This window comes from Leclercia sp. W6, from assembly GCF_003336345.1.
In the GTDB taxonomy this organism is placed as follows: Bacteria; Pseudomonadota; Gammaproteobacteria; order Enterobacterales; family Enterobacteriaceae; genus Enterobacter.
This window is the reverse complement of sequence record NZ_CP031104.1, coordinates 494,487-519,528: the sequence shown is the minus strand read 5'-3', so window position 1 is coordinate 519,528 and position 25,042 is coordinate 494,487. Positions and strand designations below refer to the sequence as shown.

The 25,042-nt window shown below is 56.2% G+C and carries 31 protein-coding genes and 1 pseudogene; 29 read left to right on the top strand and 3 right to left on the bottom strand.

Going from position 1 to position 25,042, the window contains the following annotated elements:
* Positions 1 to 119: 119 nt before the first annotated feature.
* The 3 genes from fbaB to thiM all read right to left on the bottom strand — a co-directional run bounded on the left by fbaB (position 120) and on the right by thiM (position 2,858).
* Positions 120 to 1,172 carry a class I fructose-bisphosphate aldolase gene (fbaB, locus tag DVA43_RS02545; RefSeq protein ID WP_103180254.1) on the bottom strand — a complete coding sequence of 351 codons (1,053 nt, stop codon included), beginning with the start codon at positions 1,170 to 1,172 and terminating at the stop codon, positions 120 to 122.
* A 118-nt stretch (positions 1,173 to 1,290) separates the two neighbouring features.
* Complete coding sequence (thiD, locus tag DVA43_RS02540) at positions 1,291 to 2,091, bottom strand: bifunctional hydroxymethylpyrimidine kinase/phosphomethylpyrimidine kinase (protein ID WP_114314485.1); 801 nt, start codon at positions 2,089 to 2,091, stop codon at positions 1,291 to 1,293.
* Positions 2,088 to 2,858 carry a hydroxyethylthiazole kinase gene (thiM, locus tag DVA43_RS02535; protein WP_114314484.1) on the bottom strand — a complete coding sequence of 257 codons (771 nt, stop codon included), beginning with the start codon at positions 2,856 to 2,858 and terminating at the stop codon, positions 2,088 to 2,090. The genes thiD and thiM overlap by 4 nt, the downstream gene beginning before the upstream one ends.
* Before the next feature lie 221 nt (positions 2,859 to 3,079).
* Here thiM and DVA43_RS02530 point away from each other — a divergent pair, with 221 nt between their 5' ends.
* From DVA43_RS02530 to DVA43_RS02390, 29 genes and pseudogenes are all read left to right on the top strand, one after another.
* Positions 3,080 to 4,303, top strand: coding sequence for a tyrosine-type recombinase/integrase (locus tag DVA43_RS02530; protein ID WP_114314483.1), 1,224 nt, complete (start codon positions 3,080 to 3,082; stop codon positions 4,301 to 4,303).
* 112 nt (positions 4,304 to 4,415) lie between these two features.
* Entirely contained in the window at positions 4,416 to 4,622 is a 207-nt protein-coding gene (locus DVA43_RS02525; RefSeq protein WP_114314482.1) for an AlpA family transcriptional regulator, read from the top strand.
* 282 nt (positions 4,623 to 4,904) lie between these two features.
* Complete coding sequence (locus tag DVA43_RS02520) at positions 4,905 to 5,495, top strand: hypothetical protein (RefSeq protein WP_147271008.1); 591 nt, start codon at positions 4,905 to 4,907, stop codon at positions 5,493 to 5,495.
* Positions 5,496 to 5,582: 87 nt separating this feature from the next.
* On the top strand, positions 5,583 to 6,674 hold the full coding sequence (locus tag DVA43_RS02515) for an AAA family ATPase (protein ID WP_114314480.1): 1,092 nt from the start codon (positions 5,583 to 5,585) through the stop codon (positions 6,672 to 6,674).
* A gap of 480 nt (positions 6,675 to 7,154) precedes the next feature.
* Complete coding sequence (locus tag DVA43_RS02510; protein WP_114314479.1) at positions 7,155 to 7,628, top strand: hypothetical protein; 474 nt, start codon at positions 7,155 to 7,157, stop codon at positions 7,626 to 7,628.
* On the top strand, positions 7,628 to 7,981 hold the full coding sequence (locus DVA43_RS02505) for a hypothetical protein (protein WP_114314478.1): 354 nt from the start codon (positions 7,628 to 7,630) through the stop codon (positions 7,979 to 7,981). Before DVA43_RS02510 ends, DVA43_RS02505 begins: the two co-directional genes overlap by 1 nt.
* A 15-nt stretch (positions 7,982 to 7,996) precedes the next feature.
* A complete protein-coding gene (locus tag DVA43_RS02500; RefSeq protein WP_114314477.1) occupies positions 7,997 to 9,019 on the top strand; it encodes a hypothetical protein in 1,023 nt (340 codons plus the stop codon).
* 265 nt (positions 9,020 to 9,284) lie between these two features.
* A complete protein-coding gene (locus DVA43_RS02495; protein WP_114314476.1) occupies positions 9,285 to 9,467 on the top strand; it encodes a hypothetical protein in 183 nt (60 codons plus the stop codon).
* Between the two features lie 2 nt (positions 9,468 to 9,469).
* Positions 9,470 to 9,805, top strand: coding sequence for a hypothetical protein (locus DVA43_RS02490; protein ID WP_114314475.1), 336 nt, complete (start codon positions 9,470 to 9,472; stop codon positions 9,803 to 9,805).
* On the top strand, positions 9,802 to 10,053 hold the full coding sequence (locus DVA43_RS02485; protein WP_114314474.1) for a hypothetical protein: 252 nt from the start codon (positions 9,802 to 9,804) through the stop codon (positions 10,051 to 10,053). Before DVA43_RS02490 ends, DVA43_RS02485 begins: the two co-directional genes overlap by 4 nt.
* Before the next feature lie 154 nt (positions 10,054 to 10,207).
* On the top strand, positions 10,208 to 10,333 hold the full coding sequence (locus tag DVA43_RS25240) for a hypothetical protein (protein ID WP_256387103.1): 126 nt from the start codon (positions 10,208 to 10,210) through the stop codon (positions 10,331 to 10,333).
* A 44-nt stretch (positions 10,334 to 10,377) separates the two neighbouring features.
* A complete protein-coding gene (locus tag DVA43_RS02480; protein ID WP_114314473.1) occupies positions 10,378 to 12,024 on the top strand; it encodes a tape measure protein in 1,647 nt (548 codons plus the stop codon).
* Positions 12,024 to 12,368 (top strand): hypothetical protein, encoded by a 345-nt coding sequence (locus DVA43_RS02475; protein WP_114314472.1) that lies wholly within the window; start codon positions 12,024 to 12,026, stop codon positions 12,366 to 12,368. Before DVA43_RS02480 ends, DVA43_RS02475 begins: the two co-directional genes overlap by 1 nt.
* Complete coding sequence (locus tag DVA43_RS02470; protein ID WP_114314471.1) at positions 12,358 to 13,041, top strand: phage baseplate protein; 684 nt, start codon at positions 12,358 to 12,360, stop codon at positions 13,039 to 13,041. Before DVA43_RS02475 ends, DVA43_RS02470 begins: the two co-directional genes overlap by 11 nt.
* Positions 13,042 to 13,382: 341 nt before the next feature.
* Positions 13,383 to 13,571, top strand: a pseudogene (locus tag DVA43_RS25020) (hypothetical protein); the annotation flags it as partial.
* Positions 13,572 to 13,875: 304 nt separating this feature from the next.
* Positions 13,876 to 15,153, top strand: a complete 1,278-nt coding sequence (locus tag DVA43_RS02455; protein ID WP_114314468.1) for a tyrosine-type recombinase/integrase — start codon at positions 13,876 to 13,878, stop codon at positions 15,151 to 15,153.
* Positions 15,154 to 15,426: 273 nt separating this feature from the next.
* Positions 15,427 to 15,756 (top strand): hypothetical protein, encoded by a 330-nt coding sequence (locus DVA43_RS02450; protein ID WP_114314467.1) that lies wholly within the window; start codon positions 15,427 to 15,429, stop codon positions 15,754 to 15,756.
* A gap of 61 nt (positions 15,757 to 15,817) precedes the next feature.
* Positions 15,818 to 16,180: a hypothetical protein gene (locus tag DVA43_RS02445; protein ID WP_114314466.1), complete on the top strand. Its 363-nt coding sequence runs from the start codon at positions 15,818 to 15,820 to the stop codon at positions 16,178 to 16,180.
* Positions 16,177 to 16,443, top strand: a complete 267-nt coding sequence (locus tag DVA43_RS02440; protein WP_114314465.1) for a hypothetical protein — start codon at positions 16,177 to 16,179, stop codon at positions 16,441 to 16,443. Before DVA43_RS02445 ends, DVA43_RS02440 begins: the two co-directional genes overlap by 4 nt.
* 73 nt (positions 16,444 to 16,516) lie before the next feature.
* Positions 16,517 to 17,017, top strand: coding sequence for a lipoprotein (locus DVA43_RS02435; protein WP_114314464.1), 501 nt, complete (start codon positions 16,517 to 16,519; stop codon positions 17,015 to 17,017).
* The gene (locus DVA43_RS02430; RefSeq protein ID WP_114314463.1) at positions 17,017 to 17,409 is read left to right on the top strand and encodes a hypothetical protein; all 393 of its coding nucleotides are present in this window, start codon (positions 17,017 to 17,019) and stop codon (positions 17,407 to 17,409) included. Before DVA43_RS02435 ends, DVA43_RS02430 begins: the two co-directional genes overlap by 1 nt.
* Positions 17,410 to 17,429: 20 nt before the next feature.
* Entirely contained in the window at positions 17,430 to 18,173 is a 744-nt protein-coding gene (locus tag DVA43_RS02425; RefSeq protein WP_168194636.1) for a hypothetical protein, read from the top strand.
* On the top strand, positions 18,170 to 18,349 hold the full coding sequence (locus DVA43_RS02420) for a hypothetical protein (protein WP_114314461.1): 180 nt from the start codon (positions 18,170 to 18,172) through the stop codon (positions 18,347 to 18,349). The genes DVA43_RS02425 and DVA43_RS02420 overlap by 4 nt, the downstream gene beginning before the upstream one ends.
* A gap of 102 nt (positions 18,350 to 18,451) precedes the next feature.
* On the top strand, positions 18,452 to 18,640 hold the full coding sequence (locus tag DVA43_RS02415) for a hypothetical protein (protein ID WP_114314460.1): 189 nt from the start codon (positions 18,452 to 18,454) through the stop codon (positions 18,638 to 18,640).
* 75 nt (positions 18,641 to 18,715) lie between these two features.
* Positions 18,716 to 19,015: a hypothetical protein gene (locus DVA43_RS02410; RefSeq protein ID WP_114314459.1), complete on the top strand. Its 300-nt coding sequence runs from the start codon at positions 18,716 to 18,718 to the stop codon at positions 19,013 to 19,015.
* Between the two features lie 314 nt (positions 19,016 to 19,329).
* Positions 19,330 to 20,859, top strand: coding sequence for an AAA family ATPase (locus DVA43_RS02405; RefSeq protein ID WP_114314458.1), 1,530 nt, complete (start codon positions 19,330 to 19,332; stop codon positions 20,857 to 20,859).
* A 611-nt stretch (positions 20,860 to 21,470) separates the two neighbouring features.
* The gene (locus DVA43_RS02400) at positions 21,471 to 21,932 is read left to right on the top strand and encodes a hypothetical protein (RefSeq protein ID WP_114314457.1); all 462 of its coding nucleotides are present in this window, start codon (positions 21,471 to 21,473) and stop codon (positions 21,930 to 21,932) included.
* A gap of 242 nt (positions 21,933 to 22,174) precedes the next feature.
* Positions 22,175 to 23,557: a diaminobutyrate--2-oxoglutarate transaminase gene (locus DVA43_RS02395; RefSeq protein ID WP_103825048.1), complete on the top strand. Its 1,383-nt coding sequence runs from the start codon at positions 22,175 to 22,177 to the stop codon at positions 23,555 to 23,557.
* A gap of 18 nt (positions 23,558 to 23,575) precedes the next feature.
* Entirely contained in the window at positions 23,576 to 25,042 is a 1,467-nt protein-coding gene (locus DVA43_RS02390; RefSeq protein WP_103825047.1) for an aspartate aminotransferase family protein, read from the top strand.

The window sequence follows — 25,042 nt, the reverse complement described above, 5'->3', positions numbered from 1 at the left end:
GAAGGGTGATTTGAATGAAATGAAACAAGGTTTCGTTAGTAGTTCTCGTCGCTGTAGGCCGGGCAAACGACGTGCCGCCCGGCATCTGCCCCGCTTCCAACGGAAGAGGGGCAGAATTGCTAGGCGATAGTGACTTTTTTATCGAGATAGACGTCCTGCACGGCGTTAATCAGCTTCACGCCGTCGGCCATCGATTTTTTAAACGCCTTACGGCCGAGGATCAGCCCCATGCCGCCCGCACGTTTATTAATCACCGCCGTGCGCACCGCATCGGTGAGATCGGTCTCGCCCCCTGCCGCGCCACCGGAGTTGATCAGCCCCGCGCGGCCCATATAGCAGTTCGCCAGCTGGTAGCGTACCAGGTCGATGGGGTTATCGCTGGTCAGTTTGCTGTAGACCCGATCGTCGGTATAGCCAAACTTGACCGCCGTATAGCCGCCGTTGTTCTCGGCCATTTTCTGCTTAACGATATCCGCCCCGATGGTGGCTGCCAGATGGTTGGCCTGCCCGGTTAAATCGGCAGAGACGTGGTAATCCGTACCGTCTTTATTGAAGGCCGGGTTACGCAGATAGGCCCACAGCACCGTCACCATGCCCAGCTCATGGGCGCGCTCAAAGGCGGCGGAGATCTCTTCTATCTGGCGGCGCGACTGCTCCGAGCCGAAATAGATGGTCGCCCCTACCGCTACCGCACCCATGTTGAACGCCTGCTCGACGCTGGCATACAGGGTCTGGTCATATTCGGTAGGGTAGCTCAGGGTTTCGTTGTGGTTGAGCTTGACGAGGAACGGGATGCGGTGGGCATAACGTCGCGAGACCGAGGCCAGCACGCCATAGGTGGAGGCCACGCAGTTACAGCCGGCCTCGATCGCCAGCTCGACGATATTCTTCGGATCGAAATAGAGCGGGTTAGCGGCAAACGACGCCCCGGCCGAGTGTTCTACCCCCTGGTCCACCGGCAGGATCGACAGATAGCCGGTTCCCCCCAGACGCCCGGTGTTATACAGGGTCTGCATGTTTCGCAGTACCGCTGGCGGGCGGTTGTTGTCGACCATCACGCGGTCGACGTAGTCATGGCCAGGCAGATAGAGCTGGTCGGCTGGAATGGTCATACAACGATGCTGTAACAGGCTTTCGGCATCTTTGCCAAGCAACTGCGCAATATCAGTCATAGGTTTGCTCCCCTTAGTGCCGACGGGCTGTCGGCATGTTTTCTCCAGGCTCACAGGATTGCGAGCTCCCTAAGCCTGGTCCGTGGGTGGCGATTTTTCCAGCGATAAGCGCTAACCTTCACCACCACGCATGGAAATGATGGACCGGACCAATGCCCTGCCCCACTTCCAGCGTGTCCGCCTCTGCCAGCGCGCAGGAGAGCCAGGCTTTGGCTTCGCGCACCGTATCCGCCCAGCTATTATGCCGCGGGCGCAGCGCCGCCAGCGCGGCCGAGAGCGTGCAGCCGGTGCCGTGGGTGTTTTTGGTATTGATGCGCGGGGCGGTAAAACGCAGGGTTCCATCCCGGGTAAACAGCCAGTCGGGACTTTCAGGATCGTCCAGATGCCCGCCCTTCATCAGCACCGCTTCACACCCCATCGCCAGCAGGGCATCGCCCTGGGCTTTCATCTCCTGCTCATTGCGGGCATGGGGCGCATCCAGCAACGCCGCGGCTTCGGGTAAGTTAGGGGTAATGAGCGCCACCTGCGGCAGCAGTTTCTTGCGCAGCGTATCGACGGCGGAAGGTGAAAGGAGCGGATCGCCACTTTTCGCCAGCATCACTGTATCCAGCACTACGTTCTTCACCTGATGACGCAGCAGCTGCTCCGCGACGGCCTCGACAATATCGGCCTCTGCCAGCATGCCAATCTTGGTGGTGTCGATACGCACATCGCTAAACACCGACTCCAGCTGCGCCGCCACGAAATCAGGTTCGATGCGATAGACCGACTGCACCCCGCGGGTGTTCTGGGCTACCAGGGCGGTGATCACCGAGCAGCCGTATGCGCCGAGCGCGGAGAAGGTTTTCAGGTCGGCCTGGATCCCGGCCCCGCCGCTGGGGTCGGTGCCGGCAATGGTCAGGGCATTAATCCGTTTCATCGTTGTGCCCCCAGTGTCCACAGGGCATCAAGGAACGCTGCCGCAAAACTGCCCGGCCCGCGGCTTTGGGCAGCCGCAAGGGTACCGGCCCGTTTCATCCAGCCGCAGGCCGCCGCGATGTTATCCAGCCGATCGCCCGGCAGCGAACAGCTGGCCGCCACCACCGCCGACAGCGCGCAGCCGGTGCCCACCACCCGGGTCATCATCGGGTCGCCCCCCGTCAGGGTCTGGGTGCGCAGCCCGTCAGTGACGTAATCCACCTCCCCCGTTACCACCACAATCGCATTGGTTTGTCGTGCCAGCGCCTGGGCGGCGGGCAGCGCGCTGGCTGCCGTATCGGTGGTGTCCACGCCGCGTCCGCCCGCGCTCATCCCGGCGAGCGCGAGAATTTCCGAGGCATTGCCGCGAATGGCCGCCGGTTTCAGGGTGAGAATTTGCTGGCAAAAACGGGTCCGGTACGCCAGCGCGCCAACGGCTACCGGATCGAGCGTCCAGGGCTTGTCCGCCGCCACCGCGCTTTCAATCGCCCGGCGCATCGCCTGGGCGCGCGGTGCGGTCAGGGTGCCGACATTGATCAGCAGCGCATCGGCCAGCGCGGAGAATTGTTCGGCCTCTTCGGCTTCAATCACCATCGCCGGTGATGCACCAAGGGCCAGCAGGACATTGGCGGTAAAGGTCTGCACCACATCGTTGGTCATGCAGTGGGTCAGCGGAGAACGGGTTCGGAAATGGTGTAAGGCGTGTAGATTAAGCAGGTCAGGCTGCATGGTATCGCTCCTGCCTTGCGCGAAGAAGCGATAGCCCGGAGGGCATCTGACTTCCCTACGCTGGCATTATCCAGATCAGGAAATTCGACGTCAGGTGTATGGCACCATATCCCGTTACTGTTACGGGAATTACGGGCATCTCAGAACAACGCCGAACACATTAAAACACATTGAAACACTGTTTAAATGGGTGCTTTATCAAGTAGCTGGGTAATTGAAATATGAAAGCACCTAAGAAAATAACCAAACAAGCCCAGGTCGACGCGCTGACGCTGCCCGCCGATAAAAACATGATGCGGGTCGCCGTATTTAACGGCGGTCTTACAGGGCTGTCGCTGGTGCTGCGTCGTACGTCTTCCGGCGGCGTCACTGGCAGCTTTATCACCCGTAAAGAGGGTAAGGACATATCGATCGGCCCGCGCTCGTCCTGGACGCTCGCAGAAGCGCAGGAACGCCACCGCGAGATCATGAGCAACATTAAACGCGGCGCAGATCCCCGGACGGAAGCGATCGCCGTACCGCATGACCTTAACGCGCTGTTTCGGGCCTACATCGACAACCCGGCTTTTGCACCTGCTGACTCCACCGTTAAAACGTATGTCAGCACCTGGGAAAAACATTGTAACCGCTTGTCGTCTTATGGCGAAACCCGGATCGAGAACTTCACCCGCGAGGGTGCGCACAATTTGATCCGCACGGTTGCCGGTCGTAGCGTCAACGTCGCCAAAAAGATCCGCGACATCCTGCTGGCAATGCGTCATTACCTTGAAAGCCAGTACGACATGCAGACGTTTGAAACACTGATGACCCTGCAAAAACTGCTGGGTAAGAACAACGCCGCGCTTGAACGCTCTTTACAGCCGCGCAAAAACTACCTGTCTAAAGACCAGTTGCGCGCGTTGTGGGCTTACCTGTGCGAGGACGACGCCCGCCCCGCTCACCTCGCCGCGCGTATGCTGATCTGCGCCCCGCTGCGTAAAGGCGAGGTCGTCGGGGCACGCTGGGACGAAGTCGACACGGCGGCGGGATTATGGCGGATACCCGGGAGCAGGACAAAAACAGGTTTTCCGATCAACGTACCGATCAGCCGGGAAATGAAAAAAATCTTCCTTCTGGCGAGCCTGTGCAACGACGGCGAATTTATCTTCGGCATCAGTTCGTCGGCGATCAATCACCGGTTGCCTGATATGCGTAAAGCCTGCGGCAACGCCGAACTGACCGTCCAGGATTTAAGGAGAACAGCCGCCCAGCTTTCGGCGGCTGACGAGCTTAACAACCCCGGCACTGGCTTAACGTTTATCGAGGCAGATCTGATCCTGAACCATGTTAAGGGGGCGAAGAGTGAAGCGTCCGCCGTTGCCTCGACCTATCAACCGGAAACGCTGCAAAAGATGGTCACAGACGCGATCCGCAAGTATCAGAAATGGTTAGCGAAAGTCCTGTAACGGGACGTGTTACGGGATGCTAAGTATATGATTTAGCATCGGAAATTCGCTTGATGCCGTCCATTTGTTCGGGTATGTTTCGATCTGTTCAACCAACAGAGAGGATCTGAAAATGCTTTTAAACGGTAAACAAACAGCCGAATACCTGGGCATTGCCCGAACAAAGTTTTATGCACTGCTGAAAGTGGATCCCACTTTCCCGAAAGGCGTTGCGCTGACGTCGTCCCAGCGTTTCTGGGATCCGGCACGTCTGGACGCATGGCGCGAGGCGCGTTTCGCTGAAGTGAATCAAAAACCGAAGGGAGGCCGGGCAGCATGAGCGAACGAAGAGTAGACAGGGAAGAACAGCAGCACAAAAACAAAAAGCCCGTCGGCCAGGACGAGCTTTTTTGAAGAGCATTAACCGCGTGATCAACGAGATTAATTATATGACCGATCATCAAATCAGTTCAATTTGTAATCGGCTGGTGGAGGTCAACAAGTGACAACCACCATCCCAGATACTAAACCAATTACGGGACGCGCGCAACCCGGTAAAGTCGTCCTCTTCCCGGGCACGACCGACGACGAAGCACTTCGCGAAATGCAGGCTTACGCGAGTATGTCGGACGAAGAACGCGCCGCAGAGATTAAAGCTATTCTGGAGGCCGCTGATGCAGCAGATGACGGCGATACGTGGCAGCGTCCGGCGATGTTCGCTGCAACGGAAGAACATTACACCGCGTTAAGTGCAACCACCGACAAAGGGATCACGTTCCATACTGTCGGCGTAAAAGACCCTGACGCGTTCGCCGAACAGTTACAGTATATCAACGGTCTGAAGCGCTGCACAGACGGCGGACGCGTTACCGTGACAATGCTTGATGCAACCCTTCCCGATCGTTACGACTGCTTAGGCGAGCAGTTAGCGCACTTCCTGCGCGACTTCCGCTTCCTGCTTTCTTACTATCGGGACACCGCCGGGGTTCGCCACGCACTGATCATGCTTCCCCATTCCGGCATCCCTGTCGAAACGTCCGACGAGTTCGCAGTACGAATCCGCGACGGCGTGCTGCCGTTTCTTAACAATGGTTCCTTTAAATGGGTAAACCAGTCGGCGCGCCTGTCCTATCGGGCTAACATTCGCAAAATCGAAGACGTGGAGATCTTCGACGGTGCGTTACTCGATGGCCAGGCTACGGCGCGTTACTAGGGGTTATATTCCGGGCAAGAAGATGCCGGGGCAGAGCCACAGCTGATCCAGCAGGCACCGGACAAAGGACGACCGCTGGTGGACGGTATGATCCAGGTCGGTGACTACGGCGTTATTTACTCCCCGCCGAACACCGGCAAAACCACGTTCGCGGCGTACCTGGGCTACTGCGTGGCAAACGGCATCGACGTCCTGGGCTTCATGCGGACGAAGCGCACCCACGTGATATACGTCGATCTGGAGTTCAACAACATCGACGGCATGTTACAGGCGTGCGCCGAGATCCACGGCGAGACGAACGGCTGGCGCGACCGGTTCCATATCGAGAACAACCTTACGGACCTGGGGAACGACGCCGCCGTCGATATCTGGTGCGCCCAGATGAAACGCAAGACCGGTGACGCGCCTGTCCTGGTCATTGTGGACACCCAGCGCAAGGCGGCGCGTAATTCCACGTTCAACGGGCAGGCGCTGAAGGAGAACGGCAACGACGACATGACCGTCATTGCCAACGCCCTGATGCGTATTTCCTGCCGTCTGAACGGCGCGGCCTTCAGTCTTCACCACACCACCAAAGCGAACGAAGAAGTTATGGCAGGCGGCGGTGCCCTGGAAGCGGGTATTACGTCCGCTTTCGTCCTGACGGTGCCGGACAAGTCGAAACCGGATTACCTGAACATTGCCGCCACGAAGCGACGCGGGAACGGGATGCCTAAATCGATCTGGTACGGTCTGGAGTTCCTGAACGTTCGGATCATGACTGAGGACGAGGAAGCCGCCGCGAACGCCGAGGCCGACGACTGGTTGCGTGATGCCCGCCGTTCTGCGTACGCAGGCAAGGCACCCTCGCACCAGAACAGATGGCAGAAGTTCGACACAGGCCCGCAGACGCACGCTAAGACGGTCTACCCTGGACTATTCGAGCCGTTCGACGTTCGCAAGGGTGCGATAAGCGGGAATGAGAATAAGACCGTTCAGCGCCGGACAGCGATCGACGCCGTCCGTGAGTTCGTAAACGACCGACCGAAAACGACGTCGGCGGATCTGGTTACTAATAAGCTGGCACCGTCACCGGACACCGCGCGCGATTATCTGAAGACGTTGCACGCGTCGGGATTGATAGCGCAAATTGAGCCGAGATCCGGCAAAAAAGGAGCGGTTTACGGTCCGGCGTCTTAACAGGGATTTTTAACAGGGTGACGTATAGAGATCTACGTCACCCCGTTAACAAGATAACACCAACCTAATAAAACCCCTTAAAGGGGTTTTTTTATTGGTGTCTGGGCTGTCGTTCCACGTTGACCGGACGTTAACAGGGTAACGGGTCCCCCCGTTTAGAACCCGCATGGTTGCTGGGTTTCTTAGTCTTAACAGGGGGACCCCGCAGAACGTCGCCCCGTTAACGTCGACGGCCTGCGAAACTCGTTTCGCTGGTCGGCGAGGTTGGCCCAGCCCGGCGAGGGCGGTTTTCTTAACAGGGTGATGCGTCGCCCCGTTAAAAAACGAAGGTCAAAGGCGGCTTATCAGTAAAGCGGTTGTCATAATTTATGGTTGTCACTTAACCCCTTTCCCCGCCTGTTAGCACCGTTACAAATTCCCGGGGATCCCTGAATGCGTGTTAGAACGGATTGAACCGTAACACCACCACAGGATCCGAATATGCCACGCGCACCGAAACAACCGCCCCGCGTTATGGGGAACGGTCACGACAAAGGCTTCCAGCCAGGCAGAAAGAAGACCGGCGGTCGCCGTCCTTCCGCTGACGTCTGGGAAATGCTCGAAACGGCGGCACAGCTTGCTAACGACCGGGCAGACCGCGAAGACAAGGTCGAACTGACCAAAGAACTGTTAGTCGCACAGCTGATCGAGACGGTCCGGCGTACGGCACCAGATACGGCGTTGCGCGTTCTGGTCCCGACGCTTTACTCGAAGGCCACCGTTAAGCCGGTCAACATCAAGATCGACACCACGACGGAAGGTTTACCGGCGTCCCTGGAGGCTATCGCCCAGCAGATGGCCAACGGCGGCGACATCACGGCGTTAACGGCAGTCTTCACCACGCTGAAAGAGTTACAGACGGCCCGCGCTGCGGCGCTGGAGCTTCGCGCACTTGAACGGGAGTTAGAAAAATGATGTCACCCAGCAGAATTAAGGCGCTGCGCAAGCGCGTACAGGCCAGCAACGAAGCCCGGACGTTGTCGGCGGGTAAACCTACCTGGTTCACTCACGAACGCTTTACGGAGGCTGTGAAGGCGTTTAAAGCGCAGGTCGGCGATCCGCCTGAACACCTGGGCCAGGACTGGGAGTCGTTCTTCCTGCCTTGGGAGGCGATGATCGCAGGCTACCCGGCGGACATGCGCGCGGACTTCGAACGGCACCAGGCAGAAGACGCCCGGGAGTTCAACCCGCCGTCGTGGAGCTTCGGCGAAATGGTCACACGTCAACACGTCGCCGACCACGGCGCGGCATATTCTGGAATTGAATAAATACCGGCGGAAATCATGACGACGATCGAGCAGCTACGGCGACAGGTCCGCCAGCACCTGGCCCCGATGGATGAAACCCCGGCGGACTACGTCGAGCCGACACCGGCAGAACAGAAGGCCAGCTATGAAGCGTTCTGGCGGAAGATTGAGCGCAACCCGCCCACCGGCAGGCGTGAAAAAATCAAAGGCCGGGAGGACGACGCCCGCGTCTCGGTGCCGCTGGTCGACAAGGCACCGAAACCGGCCCCCGCCCGCAGGAAGATGCCCAAGCTTGCGGAGGAACACGCCCACCAGCAGGCGCAGGCAGCGCGTAAAACCGCACAGGAAGCCCGTCAGCAGCTTGAGCAGTTCAACGCGGCGCGTGACCTGCTGGCGCAGCGCGTGAGCGTACGGCGGACCCCCTGCGGCCTTCTGGTCGAACTGCGTAAGCGGCAGGGACATAAACCGCTGACGCCCGACACCCTGCGGATCCTTGCCGCCGGTGCAGGTGTCGACGAAGCAACCGCCCGCCACGTCCTCGACAGCATCGCCATTGAATACAGGCGCAGCCAGCTACACGACCGGCGCTTCGTTCTGGCAAAATTCGAGGCGGTACACGGCAACGTTTACGATTACAGCCGCGTGGACTATCGCGGCGCAGAAGTGCCGGTCGTTATCGGGTGCCGCATTCACGGCGATTTTACCCAGCGCCCCCGCCAGCACCAGAGGGGCAGCGGGTGCCCTAAGTGCGGAAACGACGCGAAGGGTGACAGCCTGCGTAACACCACCCACAACGCCCGGGCGCGTAAGTTTTTCGCGAAAGTCCGCGAGGTTCACGGCGAACACTACGACTACAGCCGGGCATTGTACGTCAACGCCCACACGAAGATCGTGATCGGCTGTCCGGTTCATGGCGATTTTGAGCAGGAGCCGCAACACCATGCAGCGGGCAGCGGGTGCCGCCAGTGTCGCGACGAAAAATTCATAGCCAGCGGAGAGGCTACGCGCTTCCCTGCCGGAGTATTCCAACCCACCGCCTACAACATGCCCCGTATATAGCCTAAATCGCGCGTCAGCGCCTCGCTGTCGCGTTTTCCTACATATTCCAACTCACTCCACAGTAAAAACGCCCTGAGCGCGTCACATGCGCGTACGTTAAAACCCCTATATACGATCTTTCGATGCAAATTTCGCGAATCCGTCTGGCCATCGGAAAATAACACTCGACCGCTGATCATAGGTCGCCCGGTAAGCCTGCCCCGTGATCCTCTTAGCCGTCGGCACGGCGGCAGGCGAACCAAATCAACCAACCACGGGCGAAACAATGGACAAACCGAACACCAAAGAGATCGCCGCAGAAGTTAAAAGCGGCGTGGAAGTAAACATCGGCAAAGCCGACCGTAACACGCGCGACCGTGTCCGCTACGCCTGCGCCGCCCTGGGTTTTAAGGTGGTGATCAAGCGTGTCGGCTTCGGTTATTTAGTCAGCAAAACAGGAGCTATTTAACGATGGCCACACTTGAACAGAAAAAAGACTTTATCCGCCGTAAACGCGGCCCGCATTCGATCAGCCACATGGACGCCGCCGAGATCAGCCGCTACGCGCTGGCCATCGCTGGCACCACCAGCGAGAGCGCGCTCGACGGCATCATCGCCTTCGAGGAAGGCAGCATTCGCGCGGACAGTTCTGATAACTTCCGTTTCGACTACAACGACACCAGCCGCGCGAACGTTGAACGCCTGCGCATGGCGTTGCGTGGTCGTGGCGTGCTTCAGGCCAACAACTACAGCGACAGCAAAGTGATCAGCGAACACCGCCGGATCTTTACGGGGCGTGAGTCGTGAGCCGGGCTATCGCGGCAAAAGCCGCAATTCTGGCAGCGGCAGAACGTCACCCGGAAGACGGCGACATCGACGGCGCGTTCGATCAGCTGATCGCCGACACCCTGCCGGAGACTTACGCCCAGGCGCAAGCCGTGCCGGTCCCTGGTCTGTTCCTCGATGCGCTGGCGCAGCAGATGGCCCAGCGTTTACGACCAGCAGACGGCGAAACCAGCGCCACCAGCGGCGCGGGATATTCTGAGGACGAATAACAATGATCAACATTACACACGGTCGCGCCCGTCCAGTCGGCTGTTTATTTTTCAGATCGAAGATGGAACAGGACGCGTTTCATATCCTGCCGATCGCCTGGCGGCTGCGTCGCGACGCAAAAGCAAAGGCACAGGCACACCGCCGGGGTAAACCATGAGACATCGTATTCCACGCCGCAGCCGTGCCGAGATTGCCCGGACAATTCGTTTTGCCCTGGCGCGCCGCGCGGAGCGTCGGCGAGCAGCAGAACAGACCGCAGCAGTACCAACGCCCCGTTAACCGGGGCGTTCTGCTATTTAGATCTTAACAACCGGTGGTCGCTTATGAATATTCGAGAACTATTGATCAAGGTCGGTTTCGACGGCGGTAACGCCGATCGCGAACTTAACAACATCGACAAGAAAACCGACAAGGTTAAGCGCGGATTCGAAGCGCTTAACGGCGTTCTGGCGACCTTGTTTGCTGCCGGGTCCCTGCGCAGCCTGATCCAGACTGCGGAGAGTATGCAGAACCTGGACAGCAGATTGCAGGCTGTTACCGGCAGCGCAGCCGAAGCAACCGCAGCAATGCAGCAAGTCCACGCAGCCGCCAACGAAACCGGGATCGGCTTCGCTGAAATGGGCGACACCGTGGCCCGCGTTATCCCTGCGGTGAAAGATTTCGGCATGACCGCAGACGACAGCGTAAAAATTGCGACTAACCTTGCCGCCGCCCTGAAACTGAACGGCGCAACGGCAGCGGAAGCGGGAGCAGTGGTAACGCAATTTAGCCAGGCGCTGGGGTCCGGCGTGCTTCAGGGCGACGAACTGCGTTCGATTATGGAGGGCGCGCCGAACCTTTACCGCGACATGGCGAAAGCGATGAACGTCACGATCGGCGAGTTCAAGCAAATGTCGAGTAAAGGGAAGATTACGTCGAAATGGCTTGCGGACTTCATGCTGAAAAACGACAAGTACCGCAAACAGTTAAAGGAAATGCCGAAGTCGATCGGCTTCGCCTGGAACACCATTAAAAACGACGTCAGCGCCGCTATCTGGAGCGTGAACAAGCAAGGCGGTTTCCTGGCGACTATCGCGAACCGTATTTTAAAAGCGTGGGACAAGCTGAAGAAAGGCGCGGACGACTTCGTCGAATCCCTGGGCGGTCCTGACGGCCTGATCCAGCTTATGAAAGACTGCGGCGCAACGGCGATTTGGATGGCTGGCGCGTTCGCGGCTATCAAGATCGCCTCCATGCTTACCAACCCGGCAGGCGCGGCGACCGTCGCTGTTACGGCACTTGGCGCCGCTTTTCTGTTACTTAAAAACGATTTTGAGGTCTGGCAGAACGGCGGACAGTCTGCAATTGACTGGGGGCACTGGGGCGATCAGATTATGCGCCTGGCGGACGCGTTCGGGCTTACCGGCGACAACGTGAAGAAAACCGACGATGCGCTCAACGGTCTGAAGAGTTTTTCGCTGGCTGACTGGTCTGTGAAGAAAGAGATCGAAAGCATTAGCCGCATGTTTAACCAGCTTTCGAACACCATCAACGATACGGCAATGACGATTAAAGCGCTGTCGCAAGGTAACTTTGACGCCGCCAGTTATTACGCCGATCGGACAATGAAACCGGAAAAATACTACGACAAAAACGGCTTAACGCTGGATCCTAACGGTCGCGGCGCAACGGTCGATTATGCCGATCAGTATTACCGCAATGAACTTAACGGCAAAGGCAACCCGGTAACGCCGCAGAGCGCACCGACTACCCGCCAGGGCTGGGAAGGTGACTACGTTCCGCCGCAACTGCCCGGCGTCACTAACACGACGACCACCGTCAACAATTCGCCGACGTACAACGTCACCGTAAACGCCCAGACCAACGCCACCGCCGCCGATATCGGCGCAGAGGTCAAACGGCAGGTTAGCGCGCAGATGCCGCGCGACAGGCTCGCCGACTCGCTGAACAAAAACAGCGGGGCCAGATAATGCTAATCGAAACGATCCGCCGCTGGCGAATGATGCGTAAGGGCGTTAAGTGGCTTGATTTCCACGTCAACTTTTACGGCGCGCAGAGTGCGCGCCTTCAGACTAAAGCGGGTGGCGTGCTGGCCCTAGTGGTAACGCTGCCCGAAATGACGGTCGGCGAGCTTAAGGCCCGTTTCCCGGATTACGCCGACCAGTTAGCCGCATGGCCTGACGAGCAGAGCATGATCCAGAACTTCTCGATCGACTGGTTCCACCCTGAATACATTCCGGGCCGGAACCCTGCCGAGTGTCACGAAATTTACCGCGAGATCTTCGCGTACTGGAGTAAGCATAATGGCCTTTGATATCACAAGCAGCAGCGAGAAAAACCCGCTGTCGTTCCTTTTCCATGATACCAGCGACAAAATCTTCAATATCCAGGGCGGCGGCTTGTCGGCGCTGACCGTGGACACTGTTGATCGCGAGGTCCACGACTGGCATAACGAGATCAGCGACTACCCTGTCGAGGGTGCCGCTAATATCAGCGACAACATCAAACAGACCCCGGACCGCCTCGAATTTACCTGTTTTATCAGTAACACCCCGGTCGAAGGTACGTTCGACCAGGTGGCGAACTTTACCGATCGCTTTCTCAATGGTCGAAAGCGCACGCAGGACGCCTATAACCAGCTTTTAGCGCTTAAAAACCTGCGCATTCCGGTGACGGTCGCAACGCGTTACCGCGTTTACGAAAATATGGGTATCGAGTCCGTCAGCATTCCCCGGGAGCCGGACAACGGCGATGCGCTGGTCTTCGATATCACCCTGAAAGAAATTAACATTGTCAGTACGGCAATGACCAAAGTTCCCGAGGGTATCGGGCGTGCAGGCGCACAGGCTGGTAACAGCGCAAAAACCCGGTCCGGTGTGAAGGTAGACGCCGGTAAGTCTACAGGTCGTGTGACAGACGCCGAAGACGCACCTAAGCCGGTACAGACCCAGCGCAGCGCCCTAAGCGCGATATTTCACGGATTATGACCAATGACTCTCGATCAGATAACCGCAAGGCTGGCCATCGGCCCCGCCACCGCTGCCGAACTACTCCGCGCCGGTGCCACTGAAGACCAGATCGCCGGGCTTGTGCGCACCGGCTGCGCGGCGGTACTTCAACACGACCCTGATCCCGAAGCGCTAATAATCGGCGGCTATGGATCACCGGCCCCATTACATTGAACCCGCAGCCCGCCACCCCCGGCGGGCTTTATTGATTCACCTGAAAAATAAATGATCAACATCAATAAATAACATTCCGTTACGGTTTAAAAAGTGTGCGCTTCATCACAACAAACGACAACCACTTAACCCAGGAACACCCACCAATGATTAACCGTTACACCATAGGCGCAGCCGCTGCCCTCTTCGCCGTCGCCACATTCACACCTGAACCGGCGCACGCGATCAGCGCCAGCTACCGCGCACAGCTTGAAAAGAGTGGATGCACGCAGGTTACAGACTCTAACGGCACCTGTGACATTCATAAAACCAAAGCGCAGAACACAGGCGGCGCACTGCCTGACGTTATCGGCGGCAACACTGAAGATGCCTTCAGTGCATTATCTGCGGCGGGCTGGAACAGCAGCGAGCCGTTGACGTTCGACAAAGGCAATCACCGTCTGATCCTGACCGTTCGCGGCGACACGGTCATTAACGCCGAACAAATTAAATAAACCGTAGCCCGCAAAACGCGGGCTTTTCTATGCCTGGTGCGGCGAGGGACATTCAGAGAGTGAATGAAGCGCTTGTTTAATGTATTACATTGTAATACGATAATTGAACACCAAACAAGCGACAACCACACCAGGACTAACAACCATGCAAATTTTAAAAACACCCGCGCAGGTGCTTAAAGCGAAGCGCCCGCCAGAACAGAAGGTCGCGTCGTTCGCCATTGTGATCCCGGGCCTGACGACAGCGGGCCTTTACCTGCGGATCGACACATACAAAGGCGAAGACCGCGCCCGCTACTACCTGCCCCACCCTCGCACGGGTAAACCTGTTTTCCTGGGAAGCCGTGAGCGGGTGAGCGTCGTCGAAGCATACGCCTCGATGCTGACCGCCCAAGCCGACGCCCTGTTACACGGCGATCAGCGGCCCAGCGTGGCACGCGTGACGCTTTCCCAGGCGTTCGACGAATGGATGGCCAGCCGTGAACAGACCACGACGAACGAGCTTTACCGGTCATTCTGGCGTAACCACTTCGCGCCGCACTGCGAACGGCGGTTACTCAAAGATCTGGACGCGGCAGTCGTTACCGGCGTGATCCGCGCAGCCCAGGAAGCGGGATGCCCGCGCACCGTGTTACCGCGTGGCGTCTGGTTCTTTAAGCAATTGTCGATTTATGCGGAGGTCAATCACTCTCTGAAGGGTGCGCGCCTGCCGCCAGACTTCCAGTTATCGCACATCCTGGGGAAAGACGCGCCAGCACCCAGCACGCGACGTCAGGTGACGACAGACGAGGCAGGCTTCCGGGCATTGTTCGACCTCCTGCCGGATGATACTGAAGGCGACGCCGTGCGGTTCCTGATGCTGACCGGCACCCGCAAAATGGAAACGCTCGCGGCGACCTGGGACGAGATCGAAGACCTGAAGACATGGACGATCCCGGGCGAGCGTATGAAGCAGGGCGAGCCGCACACGGTTTACCTGATGTCCATGCACCGGGAGATCTTGCGCCGTTCGCCGACGTACAAGCGACGCGCGGAGCGTGACGAAAACGGCAAAGGGCCGCTGGTCTGGCCTGCGAAGAACGGGCACGGCATGACGGCGAACAGACCCAACAAGCTGTTAGCAAAACTGAAGGCCACCGGCACGGACGACAACGGCGAGATCCACCGGTTAACGCCGCATGACCTGCGCCGTAGCTTCTCAACAATAGTACGCACCAGTGAGGACGACGGCGGGCCGGGCAGAGACGCGGATCTGGTTGACCTTATGACGTCGCACAATCTTAAAGCCGACGCTATCCGGGATACATACCAGCGCCAGGCGAAGATCTACGCCGCAGCACTGCGCCGCGCGTGGGGCAAGGTGTCGAACTGGTGGCAACAACTGGAAGAAGATGCAGAGGAACCGATGCGGCACATTCAGTAAAGGAATAAAAAGGCCCACCGGAGATCCGGCGGGCCTTTCTACGTCCGGCAGGCACCACCCCGCCGGACTCTGGGCCACGGCACCACCCGACAGCCCAACGACAACCACGAAACCCGAAAGGGTACGAGGTTTAACCGTTGGCGAGTGTAGCACCGGCAACCGGTTAAAAACATGTACGGAGCATCAATAGCTAAAAAGGTCTTGTGTAATGTATTACATTGTAATACATTAATCCCACACCAAACGACAACCACCAGCTAGACGAGGCACCACATGAAAACTGTTAGCCGTGACGAACTCGATTCAATGATCGACCACATGGACGACGCAATCAGCGAAGGCAATATCCCCGCAGTGCGTTCATGGAAAGCAGATATCGACGCCGCAATCGCCGCAGCACACGACGAAGCGCTGGCCATCAACAGCGCGAAGGACCGCAACGCGAAAGCCCGGGCACGTATCAACGCCGCCGCAATGACGGCGGACGACCTGATCGCTACTGTCGCGAACGGCGACGAGGACGAGATCAGCCGCCTGGCCTGTTCTGCTGAACTGGCGCACCGCTGCGGCCCCGTCACCAACGTCGCCGCCTGCGCATTCTGACTACATGAGAACGGCGGGCCACCAGCCCGCCACCAACGACAAGCAAACGAGGCAATTAACCATGTATGAAAAAATTATCGCGGCAATGCAGCGCGGCACCCCGTTAGACATCGCTATGTGCGAGGAAGCGCCGCGCCTGGTAACGGCGTTCTGTACGGCAATCCATCGCGAATGCGGCAACGCCAGCCTGTTCGGTGACGTGGAAGTCGCCCACAACACGCCCGGGGAGATCGAAGAACTGGTCGAAGCGGTGTTTATTAAACGCCTTGTCGCCGCGATCCCACAGCACAGCCGCGCGGACATTATTTGCAGCGTTCTGCCGACGTTGATTAACGGCGACACGCTGACCGACGAAGGCCGCGACGTCTGGGAGACTATCAAGACGCAGATTGCTGAACTCTTACGCGAGCAGGCCAGCAAATGAAAGCACCAGCCGCCCGCCTGAACGCAGGCCAGGAGATCCGCCACCGTAAACGCTGGACGGCGATCCGGTCCGTCACCTGGCAGACCAGCACGACCCGCATCACCCTGGAGGGTGGCGAGGTCGTCACCTACTGGCACGACCAGATCATTAACTACCGCACGCCCGCCGTGGACCGTCACAGCGGCCCGGTGTACGCAAGCCGCATCGACGCCGACACGAAGGCAGACACGGCGAAAGGGATCGAATCAATCCGCGCCAAATAAGGCGCGGGATATTCAGAGACAGAATAAAAAACTTGCGTCCTACATAAACGACAACCACTTAAGAGACACCACCATGAAAAAACTGATCATCACCACTCTGATCGCCGCCACCCTGACCGGCTGCGCCAGTGCCCCGGCCTACCAGTCGCCGACCGCAGGTCGCGACCTGTCCACGCTGACGCCGCGTGAATTGTGCCTCGACATCGCGCAGACGCGCCACGTTAATGACTCCGCGCGTTTCCTCGCGGCACTTGACCGCCTCAACCAGTTGCAAGCCGCAGGACAGACCGGCAATGTAACGCCAGAAGCGTGTAAAACCATTGCCGATATGGAAGAACGTAACATTGTCGCGAGTGAACAGCGCCAGCAGGCGGTCGCTAACCAGAACGCGGCAGCGTGGGCCGCTGTAGGGGCCGCAGGTCAGCAGATGCAGCAACAACAAGCCGTGTATGACCAGCAAGCCCAGATGCAGCAACAGCAAGCAATGCAGCAGGCCCAGCACATGCAGGATCAGATGGCGGCGGATATGCGTAACCGCCAGTTAATCAACGCTATCAACGGGACGGGCTTCTGATGAAAAAATTAATCGTTGCGCTGGCGCTTGTCGCCAGCTTCACCGCCCAGGCTGAAGACTTCGCCAAACTGGAAACTAACGCAATGGCGGCGGTCATCGCTATGCAGGAACAAATGTTCGCCGCTACTGCTAACGTGCCAGAACTGAAAGGCGTTAGCGCTGACGACCGCCGCGTGATGGCCACGGTAGCCGCTAACGACGCGGCGGCGAAGGCTGATCAGAACATCGCGGCGGAACTGGCCCAGGGCCACACCTGCGACGAAATGCTGGCAGGGCTGAAGGAGAAAGACCGCGCCTATATCCAGCAGAACCCACAAAAAACGGGCTTCGTGATCGCCGGTGAAAAATACCTTAAGAACAAATGTCCGCTTATCGCGCGCGATATGCCTTAACAGCATCGGGAGACAAAACGATGAGCAGCAACAATCACATTTTTTCGGGCTTCAGCGGCTTTTGTCTTTTCGCCGTGATCTGCTGGTACGGCAAAGACTTTTACCAGGAATGGAAAGCAGACCGCGATCCGGTCGTGGAAGTAACCGCCGTACGGCTTGCCGCCGATATGGAGCAGAACGAACCCGGCACGCAGGCCAGCTTAGAAGGTAAGCGCATCGCAGTAACCGGAACGATCGAGAGCTTCGGCGAAACGTTCGGTAAAGGCCAGGTGCGCTTAACCGGCACCCCGGGCACGTTCGGCGGTTGTGACGTGGTGGTTAGTCTGGCTGACAAGTCCGACGCCACGAAGATGCACAAAGGCGACGTCGTTACACTGGTCGGCGTGGATCCGTCCGTCACCATGTGCGACGTATTCCTGGACGCGGGGAAGATTTACGCCAGCGCACCGGCACCGGCTGAACCAGAGCCAGCACCTGCACCCGCAACAAAACCCGCGCAGGCCGCAGGCCAGACGGCAACGATTAACGTCGACTGCGATATTATCGGGCGGTCTGTTCTGCGGGCGCGCGGCCTCGCTCTTGACGAGTATAACGTCGGCACTATGAAAGGCGCGTGCGAGGCGGGCGCGAAATGGGCGGCGAAGAACTACACAGCGAAGGAGATCCGGCACTACTCGCCTAATGAGTTTCAGGAAGCCGCGTTCAAAGCCGGTGCCCGTTATGTCCTGGATCAGTACGCGGCACAACTGGCGGCTGCAAAATGATCCGCGCCGTTCTGATACTGCTGGCACTGATGGCCAGCGCAGCGCACGCCGACACGGTGGAGCGCTGCCGGATTATTGCCAGCACCGGCGATAAGGTCTGCGAGGTGCGCGGGCGCGTGGTGGAGAGGTGCCACACGGACAGCACCGGCGCGGAGACATGCAGGCGTTACGACTGACGGCATATTCAGCCCGCAAATGTAACCCGCTTCGGCGGCTTTTATAGCCTCACCGATTACAATGTAATACACTATGAATGACAACAATTTAAGGAGACACCGATGCCACGCGCAACCAACACCACGCCCGCCCCTATTCCACCGGGCAAGCGAAAAGCAGTAACCCGCGATCACACTATGACTTTACGCCTGACGGCTGAAGAGAATGCGAAGATCGAAGCAGCTACGAGCGCGGAGGAAAACATAAGTAAAGGTGACGTCCTGCGCCGTCTGATCCGCGAGCATCTATAACCTTTTATCCGCGCGAATATGTAACGACAACCACCGCGACAGAATAAGTCGCCGCAAACCGTAGGCTGATATTCGATGAAAAACAACGTGAATTTAAACGACCTGTATGACAGCGGCACAATGCTACATAACGACGACATTACGCCGATCGCAGCCCGTCCCGTCCGGGTCAATACGTCTAACCAGGAACGAGAAGGCCAGCGGGACGCCGGGCGACCTATGACGGAAACCCATTTCGAATGGCTAATGATGGGTAAATGTAGCGACGAAAAAGGCTACCAGGTACGTATTGCAAAGTTTGAAGGTGAAATCGACTGCGTATATTTCGCAGATTTTGAGGCCGCACTGACTTACTTCAATAAGTGGGTTTATTAGTGAGAAAGAAGTCAGCGCCGAAGAAGCACCGCCGTTTGAGCCGTGGTGAGAAAGAACGGCGATGGGAGAACAGCCAGATGCCCGAACTAGTACGACGTGTGAACAACCCTTGCAACGTGTCCGCGTCGTGCTTTAATCGGCACATTCAAGACGAGAATAAGCCCGCTTCATGCGGGTTTCCTTCAATAGGATAAATCAAAAGAGTCCTCGTACATAATTGAGATATTTTACGGGAAATGTGAATCTGATATCATGGCCGAAGTGAGTCACATAATCATAAGTGCTCGTTATTTAATCATGCAAGGAAGAGTGCAATGCCTCCAATTCGCAAGAGCATTACCAATCAAAAACTCAATTCAATTAAAATCCAGAAATTAAAATGTATTAATGAATTGAATGAAATTTTTTTTAGCCCGCACCCTTTAACCGCCATTCTTGGCCCGAACGGTAGTGGCAAATCAACGATCCTTCATGCTTTAGCAAGTATATATATGCCGGAAGAAGGTTTTCCTGGTGAAGATAATAAATTAGGCGATTTTTTCCCTCGAAGCCCACAGGCTGAATGGAACGGAAGCAACTTCAATATCAATATATCATATCGTCGCGGTGCCGAACTAATTGAAAATGAGACCAAAAATTACGGAAAATCGAATAATAGAGGCTCTCGTTGGGTTCAAATATATGCCAGGCGCCCTATGCGAGAAGTTTACTATTTAGGTATTGATAAATGTGTTCCGATGATTGAGTCGGAGAAAAACAACAATGTTAAGTATGAAACAAATAATGTAAGCAGTAATGAGATTACTGCAATGCTTGCTAAAGCCTCTTACATACTAAACAAACGATACACTAGTTTTAACCATCATGAAAAACCGAACGGCTCAAAATTTATTGGCGTAGAAATTGAGGGCTTGGCATATTCATCTCTTAGCATGAGTGCAGGCGAACAAAAAATTTTCCTTATCCTAGAAACGGTTTTCAAAGCGGATAAAAATGCTCTCATATTGCTTGATGAACTTGATCTCTTGCTACATGACGAAGCGTTAAAAAAATTAATTTTTGTCTTATCTGAACATGCAAAAGACAAAAACAAACAGATTATATTCACTACGCATCGCGAGTTAATAATAAGCATGGCGGATAGAGTTAATATACGTCATATTGTATCTCTAGATGCTCGTTCTTACTGTTTTGAAGAAACCAAACCAGATGCTATAAATAGATTAACAGGTGAGCAAGTTACTCCATTAGAAATTTATGTTGAAGATGACGTAGCAAGCACAATTGCTAGAAAAATATGTTCTTCGCTTCAGGCTAGTAGATATGTAAAAATATTCATGTTTGGAGCAGCTACTAACGCCTTTACATTACTGTCAAGTTCTCTTATCAGAAATGAGGATGTTTCAAGAAAAATATACGTATTAGATGGCGATGAATATAACACAGACGAACTGAAATCCACAGCTGTAGATAGAGTGTTAACAGGAACAGAAGAAAGAACTGCCCAGTTAAAGATACAAGCTCAAGGAAAAGTTATACAATTTAATCTGCCCAATAATACTAAGCCTGAAGCTTTTCTCCATCAATTAATAACAACGATTTCAACTGAGGGTTTGGAAAACGATGCATTAGAAATTATTGAAGTTGCTAATAATATCCGCTATGAACTGGATGCACATAGATATATAACCAACATCATCAACAGGTTGGGCTTAGAACGAGCATCTGGGTTAGCTAAGATCATCGATCTTGCATCAAAACATCCTGATTGGAACCATTATACCCAAAGCGTCTCAGACTGGCTGACCCCCTTGATAGAAGAATTAAGAGAGCGGAACGACTAACGGTTACTGCCGTGAAAGAATACGCAGGCCTGATAAGTCCTTCGGCCTTTACATAGCAGCTTAAGAGAATGCTGGCAAACAATGATGTTTAACATTCTCTGCCAATGCTATATGTAAAGGCTAATGATGTGGATCTTTGTCGAGTGCAAAGAAAAACTGGGGACTTTTTTGGGTACACAGCAACGCGGGATGCCGGGATTACTGGCGCGGGTATATTCCAGATCAGGTGGTACGGGTATTTCTCAGCCTTCACAAAGAAGGGCACCCCGAGTCAAATTACATACTGTAATGGAGGCAGCGTAGAGGATGCGTCTGGCAATAGCAAGATCCCTTCTGGCCCCCTTTATTACATTCGCGTCACCACCCGGCTTACATCTGCAAAACCATTTTCCGACCTCCTGATAACCGTCAGCCAGGATAACTCTCAAGTTTTTAGCTATTCGTGCTAAATGTGATCTTCATCAACCTGATAACGCACCTCTTCCGCGATAGTCACCGCGAGCCATCGCTGCGTTTCTACTATAGACGCACGCATAGAATGGCCAGACCAACAATAATGAGCTTATCAACCCCGAGGAATATCGGTTCCTCAACTTATTTAAGGTTAATGTATGAAAAAGATTCTGTTAGTCGGGATGGTGGCTACGCTTCTTGCGGGCTGCGTCTCAGAAGAGCAGCGCTTAGCGCAGTGTCAGGCCAAAGGCGTAAGCCGCGACGCCTGCTACGTTGCCGATCAGAACCGTCAGGCCGCCCTCAATGCCGCGGCGGAAAAACAGGCCCTCGAGAATGCGCACGAAGCTGTACAACACAGTCAGGCGGCACACGTTGCCGACCCGCTGCGTGAAGCGTCATTTAGCGCCAATGGCATCAAAGCCAGCATCAATAACGGCTTTACCCAGGCGACCATCAACGGCAAAAAAGCCACGGTGAAACGCTTCAATGCTAACTTCTACGAAGTCAGAGGCGCAGGCTATGTCCTGTCGATCTCGCTGAATGCGGACGGCGTGACCGATGCCTCGTGGAACAAAACCCATGGCCGCGACAACGGCATTCTGAACGTCGTTCAAAAGTAGCCCAAAAGTATTCTAAAACGCCCCTCTTTTTTACACGAAGCGCCCCCCACAAAACCTCAGCTACCATGCGGGGTTACGCCTTACGCGCGTTGATTCAACGCGCGTTACAAAACGATAAACAATTAACCATTGAGCCCCGGGCAAAAAGGCTCTATATTGGCCGCGTTTTTTGAGGCCCTTCTCATTTTTTTCATTAATTATTCAATCGGAGCCACGTGCTGAGCTGCGGTTGTAGGAGTGATATGATGACGGATAAAGTCCGTATTGATACTTTGAATGCTTCTTCTTTCAAAACCAACGAAACCTATCTGGCCCGTCAGGCCGAAATGGAATCCAATGTCAGGAGTTATCCGCGCAAACTGCCTTTAGCTATTACCAAGGCGGAAGGGGTGTGGATCACCGATGCGGATAATAAAGAGTATCTTGATTGCCTGGCCGGTGCGGGAACGCTGGCGCTGGGTCATAACCATCCTGATGTGCTGAAAAGCATTCAAAGTGTCATTACCAGCGGCTTGCCGTTACATACCCTGGATCTGACGACGCCGTTAAAAGATGCGTTCTCAGAATACCTGCTCTCCTTGCTGCCAGGTCAGGGTAAAGAGTACTGCCTGCAGTTTACCGGCCCATCCGGTGCAGACGCCGTTGAAGCCGCGCTGAAGCTGGCGAAAAAAGTGACTGGCCGTAGCGGCATTATCAGCTTCTCCGGTGCTTATCACGGCATGACCCACGGCGCACTGTCCGTGACCGGCAACCTCTCTCCGAAAGAAGCGGTTGACGGCATGATGCCTGAAGTTCAGTTCATGCCTTACCCACACCAGTACCGCTGCCCGCTGGGTATCGGTGGTGAAGCGGGCGTGAAAGCGCTGGCTTACTACTTCGAAAACCTGATCAACGACGTGGAAAGCGGCGTGCGTAAACCTGCTGCCGTGATCCTGGAAGCTGTCCAGGGCGAAGGCGGTGTGAACCCGGCGCCGGTTGAATGGCTGCAGCGCATCCGTAAAGTGACCGAAGAGCACGGCATTCTGCTGATCCTCGACGAAGTTCAGGCTGGTTTTGCCCGTACCGGTAAATTTTTCGCCTTCGAACACGCAGGTATTCAGCCAGACATCGTGGTGATGTCGAAAGCTGTAGGCGGCGGTCTGCCGCTGGCCGTTCTGGGTATCAAAAAGCAGTTCGATGCCTGGTCTCCGGGTCACCATACCGGTACTTTCCGTGGCAACCAGCTGGCGATGGCTACCGGCCTCACCACCCTGCAGATCCTCAAAGAGCAGAACATCGCCGATAAAGTTGCCGCCCAGGGCGAGTGGCTGAAAGCGAAGCTGGTTGAGCTGCAGAAACGCTATCCGGTTATCGGTCACGTGCGCGGTCTGGGCATGATGATCGGTATTGAGATCGTCAAACCGCACGAAGCTGCCGACCATATGGGCTGCTTCCCGGGCGACGGCGAGCTCTCTGCGCTGATCCAGAAGAAGTGCTTCGAAGCGGGTCTGATTCTGGAGCGTGGCGGCCGTAACGGTAACGTTGTGCGTCTGCTGCCTTCCCTGCTGATCAGCGATCAGGAGCTGAACGTGTTCCTGGACAAATTTGAGCAGGCGCTGCTTGCTGCGGGCGTTCGCCCAGTCTAACCGGAGACAATGGATACAATGTCAGATTTAAACCCGATTTTGTCGTCCTCGGCGCAAAGCATCGAAGCCTACCAGCAGGCGATCGAGCAGAGCACCCAGGCGGTCATGCAGTGGCTGAAACAGCCGGAAATGTACCAGGGTAAAACGGTCGCCGAGCTGCGCGAACGTATCAACCTGGAATTCAGTCCGGAAGGGCTGGGCAACGAAACCGCTATTGAGCGTGCCGTTGAATATTTCCTGAAAGACAGCCTGGCGGTGCATCATCCGCAGTGTGTGGCGCATCTCCACTGCCCGAGCCTGGTGGTAAGCCAGGCGGCGGAAGTGATGATCAACGCCACTAACCAGAGCATGGACTCCTGGGATCAGAGCCCGTCCGCGACCATTATCGAGATAAAACTGATCGAGTGGCTGCGTACCCGCCTGGGTTATCAGGCGGGCGACGCTGGGGTCTTCACCAGCGGCGGCACCCAGAGCAACATGATGGGTCTGATGCTGGCGCGCGATGCCTTCTTTGCGCGTCAGGGCCACTCCGTCCAGCAGGATGGTCTGGTAGGCGATCTGCGTAAGATCCGGGTGCTGTGCTCCGAGAGCGCGCACTTCTCCGTGCAGAAGAACATGGCGCTGATGGGCCTCGGCTACCAGTCCGTTATCCAGGTTAAAACTGACGAATGTTCGCGCATGGATCTGACCGATCTGGCCGCGAAAATTGAGCAGTGCAATGCCAACGGCGAACAAATTCTGGCGATCGTTGCCACCGCAGGCACCACCGATGCGGGCGCTATCGATCCGCTGCGTGCCATTGCAGAGCTGGCGGCGAAACAGAATATCTGGGTTCACGTCGATGCGGCATGGGGCGGCGCGCTGCTGATGTCCGAGAAGTATCGCGATTACCTTGACGGCATCGAGCTGGTGGATTCCGTGACTCTGGACTTCCACAAGCAGTTCTTCCAGACCATCAGCTGCGGCGCGTTCCTGCTGAAAGAGGCGCGTCACTATGAGCTGATGCGCTATCAGGCGGCGTACCTGAACTCTGAGTTCGACGAAGAGGCTGGCGTACCAAACCTGGTGTCCAAATCCCTGCAGACCACCCGTCGTTTTGACGCGCTGAAGCTGTGGATGAGTCTGGAAGCGTTGGGCGAGAAGAAATACGCTGAGATCATCGATCACGGTGTCACCATGGCCCAACAGGTTGCGGCGTATGTCACTGAGCAGCCGCGACTGGAACTGGTCATGCCGCCGCAGCTGGCGAGCGTTCTGTTCCGTTTCCGTCCGGAGCATCAGCTGGATGACGCGGCCATCGCGCTGCTCAACCAGAAGATTGGCGATGCTCTGCTGGAATCAGGCCGCGCTAACGTGGGTGTTACCGAGCATAACGGTGTCACCTGCCTGAAGCTGACCCTGCTGAACCCAATTGTGACCCTGGAGGATGTTAAAGTCCTGCTGTCACTGGTGGAACGCACGGCGAACGAGCTGCTGGCTAAGTAA

Coding starts and splice junctions, on each gene's coding strand:
- fbaB (WP_103180254.1), bottom strand. CDS start 1,172: ATGACTGATATTGCGCAGTTGCTTGGCAAAGATGCCGAAAGCCTGTTA.
- thiD (WP_114314485.1), bottom strand. CDS start 2,091: ATGAAACGGATTAATGCCCTGACCATTGCCGGCACCGACCCCAGCGGC.
- thiM (WP_114314484.1), bottom strand. CDS start 2,858: ATGCAGCCTGACCTGCTTAATCTACACGCCTTACACCATTTCCGAACC.
- DVA43_RS02530 (WP_114314483.1), top strand. CDS start 3,080: ATGAAAGCACCTAAGAAAATAACCAAACAAGCCCAGGTCGACGCGCTG.
- DVA43_RS02525 (WP_114314482.1), top strand. CDS start 4,416: ATGCTTTTAAACGGTAAACAAACAGCCGAATACCTGGGCATTGCCCGA.
- DVA43_RS02520 (WP_147271008.1), top strand. CDS start 4,905: ATGTCGGACGAAGAACGCGCCGCAGAGATTAAAGCTATTCTGGAGGCC.
- DVA43_RS02515 (WP_114314480.1), top strand. CDS start 5,583: ATGATCCAGGTCGGTGACTACGGCGTTATTTACTCCCCGCCGAACACC.
- DVA43_RS02510 (WP_114314479.1), top strand. CDS start 7,155: ATGCCACGCGCACCGAAACAACCGCCCCGCGTTATGGGGAACGGTCAC.
- DVA43_RS02505 (WP_114314478.1), top strand. CDS start 7,628: ATGTCACCCAGCAGAATTAAGGCGCTGCGCAAGCGCGTACAGGCCAGC.
- DVA43_RS02500 (WP_114314477.1), top strand. CDS start 7,997: ATGACGACGATCGAGCAGCTACGGCGACAGGTCCGCCAGCACCTGGCC.
- DVA43_RS02495 (WP_114314476.1), top strand. CDS start 9,285: ATGGACAAACCGAACACCAAAGAGATCGCCGCAGAAGTTAAAAGCGGC.
- DVA43_RS02490 (WP_114314475.1), top strand. CDS start 9,470: ATGGCCACACTTGAACAGAAAAAAGACTTTATCCGCCGTAAACGCGGC.
- DVA43_RS25240 (WP_256387103.1), top strand. CDS start 10,208: ATGAGACATCGTATTCCACGCCGCAGCCGTGCCGAGATTGCCCGGACA.
- DVA43_RS02480 (WP_114314473.1), top strand. CDS start 10,378: ATGAATATTCGAGAACTATTGATCAAGGTCGGTTTCGACGGCGGTAAC.
- DVA43_RS02475 (WP_114314472.1), top strand. CDS start 12,024: ATGCTAATCGAAACGATCCGCCGCTGGCGAATGATGCGTAAGGGCGTT.
- DVA43_RS02470 (WP_114314471.1), top strand. CDS start 12,358: ATGGCCTTTGATATCACAAGCAGCAGCGAGAAAAACCCGCTGTCGTTC.
- DVA43_RS02455 (WP_114314468.1), top strand. CDS start 13,876: ATGCAAATTTTAAAAACACCCGCGCAGGTGCTTAAAGCGAAGCGCCCG.
- DVA43_RS02450 (WP_114314467.1), top strand. CDS start 15,427: ATGAAAACTGTTAGCCGTGACGAACTCGATTCAATGATCGACCACATG.
- DVA43_RS02445 (WP_114314466.1), top strand. CDS start 15,818: ATGTATGAAAAAATTATCGCGGCAATGCAGCGCGGCACCCCGTTAGAC.
- DVA43_RS02440 (WP_114314465.1), top strand. CDS start 16,177: ATGAAAGCACCAGCCGCCCGCCTGAACGCAGGCCAGGAGATCCGCCAC.
- DVA43_RS02435 (WP_114314464.1), top strand. CDS start 16,517: ATGAAAAAACTGATCATCACCACTCTGATCGCCGCCACCCTGACCGGC.
- DVA43_RS02430 (WP_114314463.1), top strand. CDS start 17,017: ATGAAAAAATTAATCGTTGCGCTGGCGCTTGTCGCCAGCTTCACCGCC.
- DVA43_RS02425 (WP_168194636.1), top strand. CDS start 17,430: ATGAGCAGCAACAATCACATTTTTTCGGGCTTCAGCGGCTTTTGTCTT.
- DVA43_RS02420 (WP_114314461.1), top strand. CDS start 18,170: ATGATCCGCGCCGTTCTGATACTGCTGGCACTGATGGCCAGCGCAGCG.
- DVA43_RS02415 (WP_114314460.1), top strand. CDS start 18,452: ATGCCACGCGCAACCAACACCACGCCCGCCCCTATTCCACCGGGCAAG.
- DVA43_RS02410 (WP_114314459.1), top strand. CDS start 18,716: ATGAAAAACAACGTGAATTTAAACGACCTGTATGACAGCGGCACAATG.
- DVA43_RS02405 (WP_114314458.1), top strand. CDS start 19,330: ATGCCTCCAATTCGCAAGAGCATTACCAATCAAAAACTCAATTCAATT.
- DVA43_RS02400 (WP_114314457.1), top strand. CDS start 21,471: ATGAAAAAGATTCTGTTAGTCGGGATGGTGGCTACGCTTCTTGCGGGC.
- DVA43_RS02395 (WP_103825048.1), top strand. CDS start 22,175: ATGATGACGGATAAAGTCCGTATTGATACTTTGAATGCTTCTTCTTTC.
- DVA43_RS02390 (WP_103825047.1), top strand. CDS start 23,576: ATGTCAGATTTAAACCCGATTTTGTCGTCCTCGGCGCAAAGCATCGAA.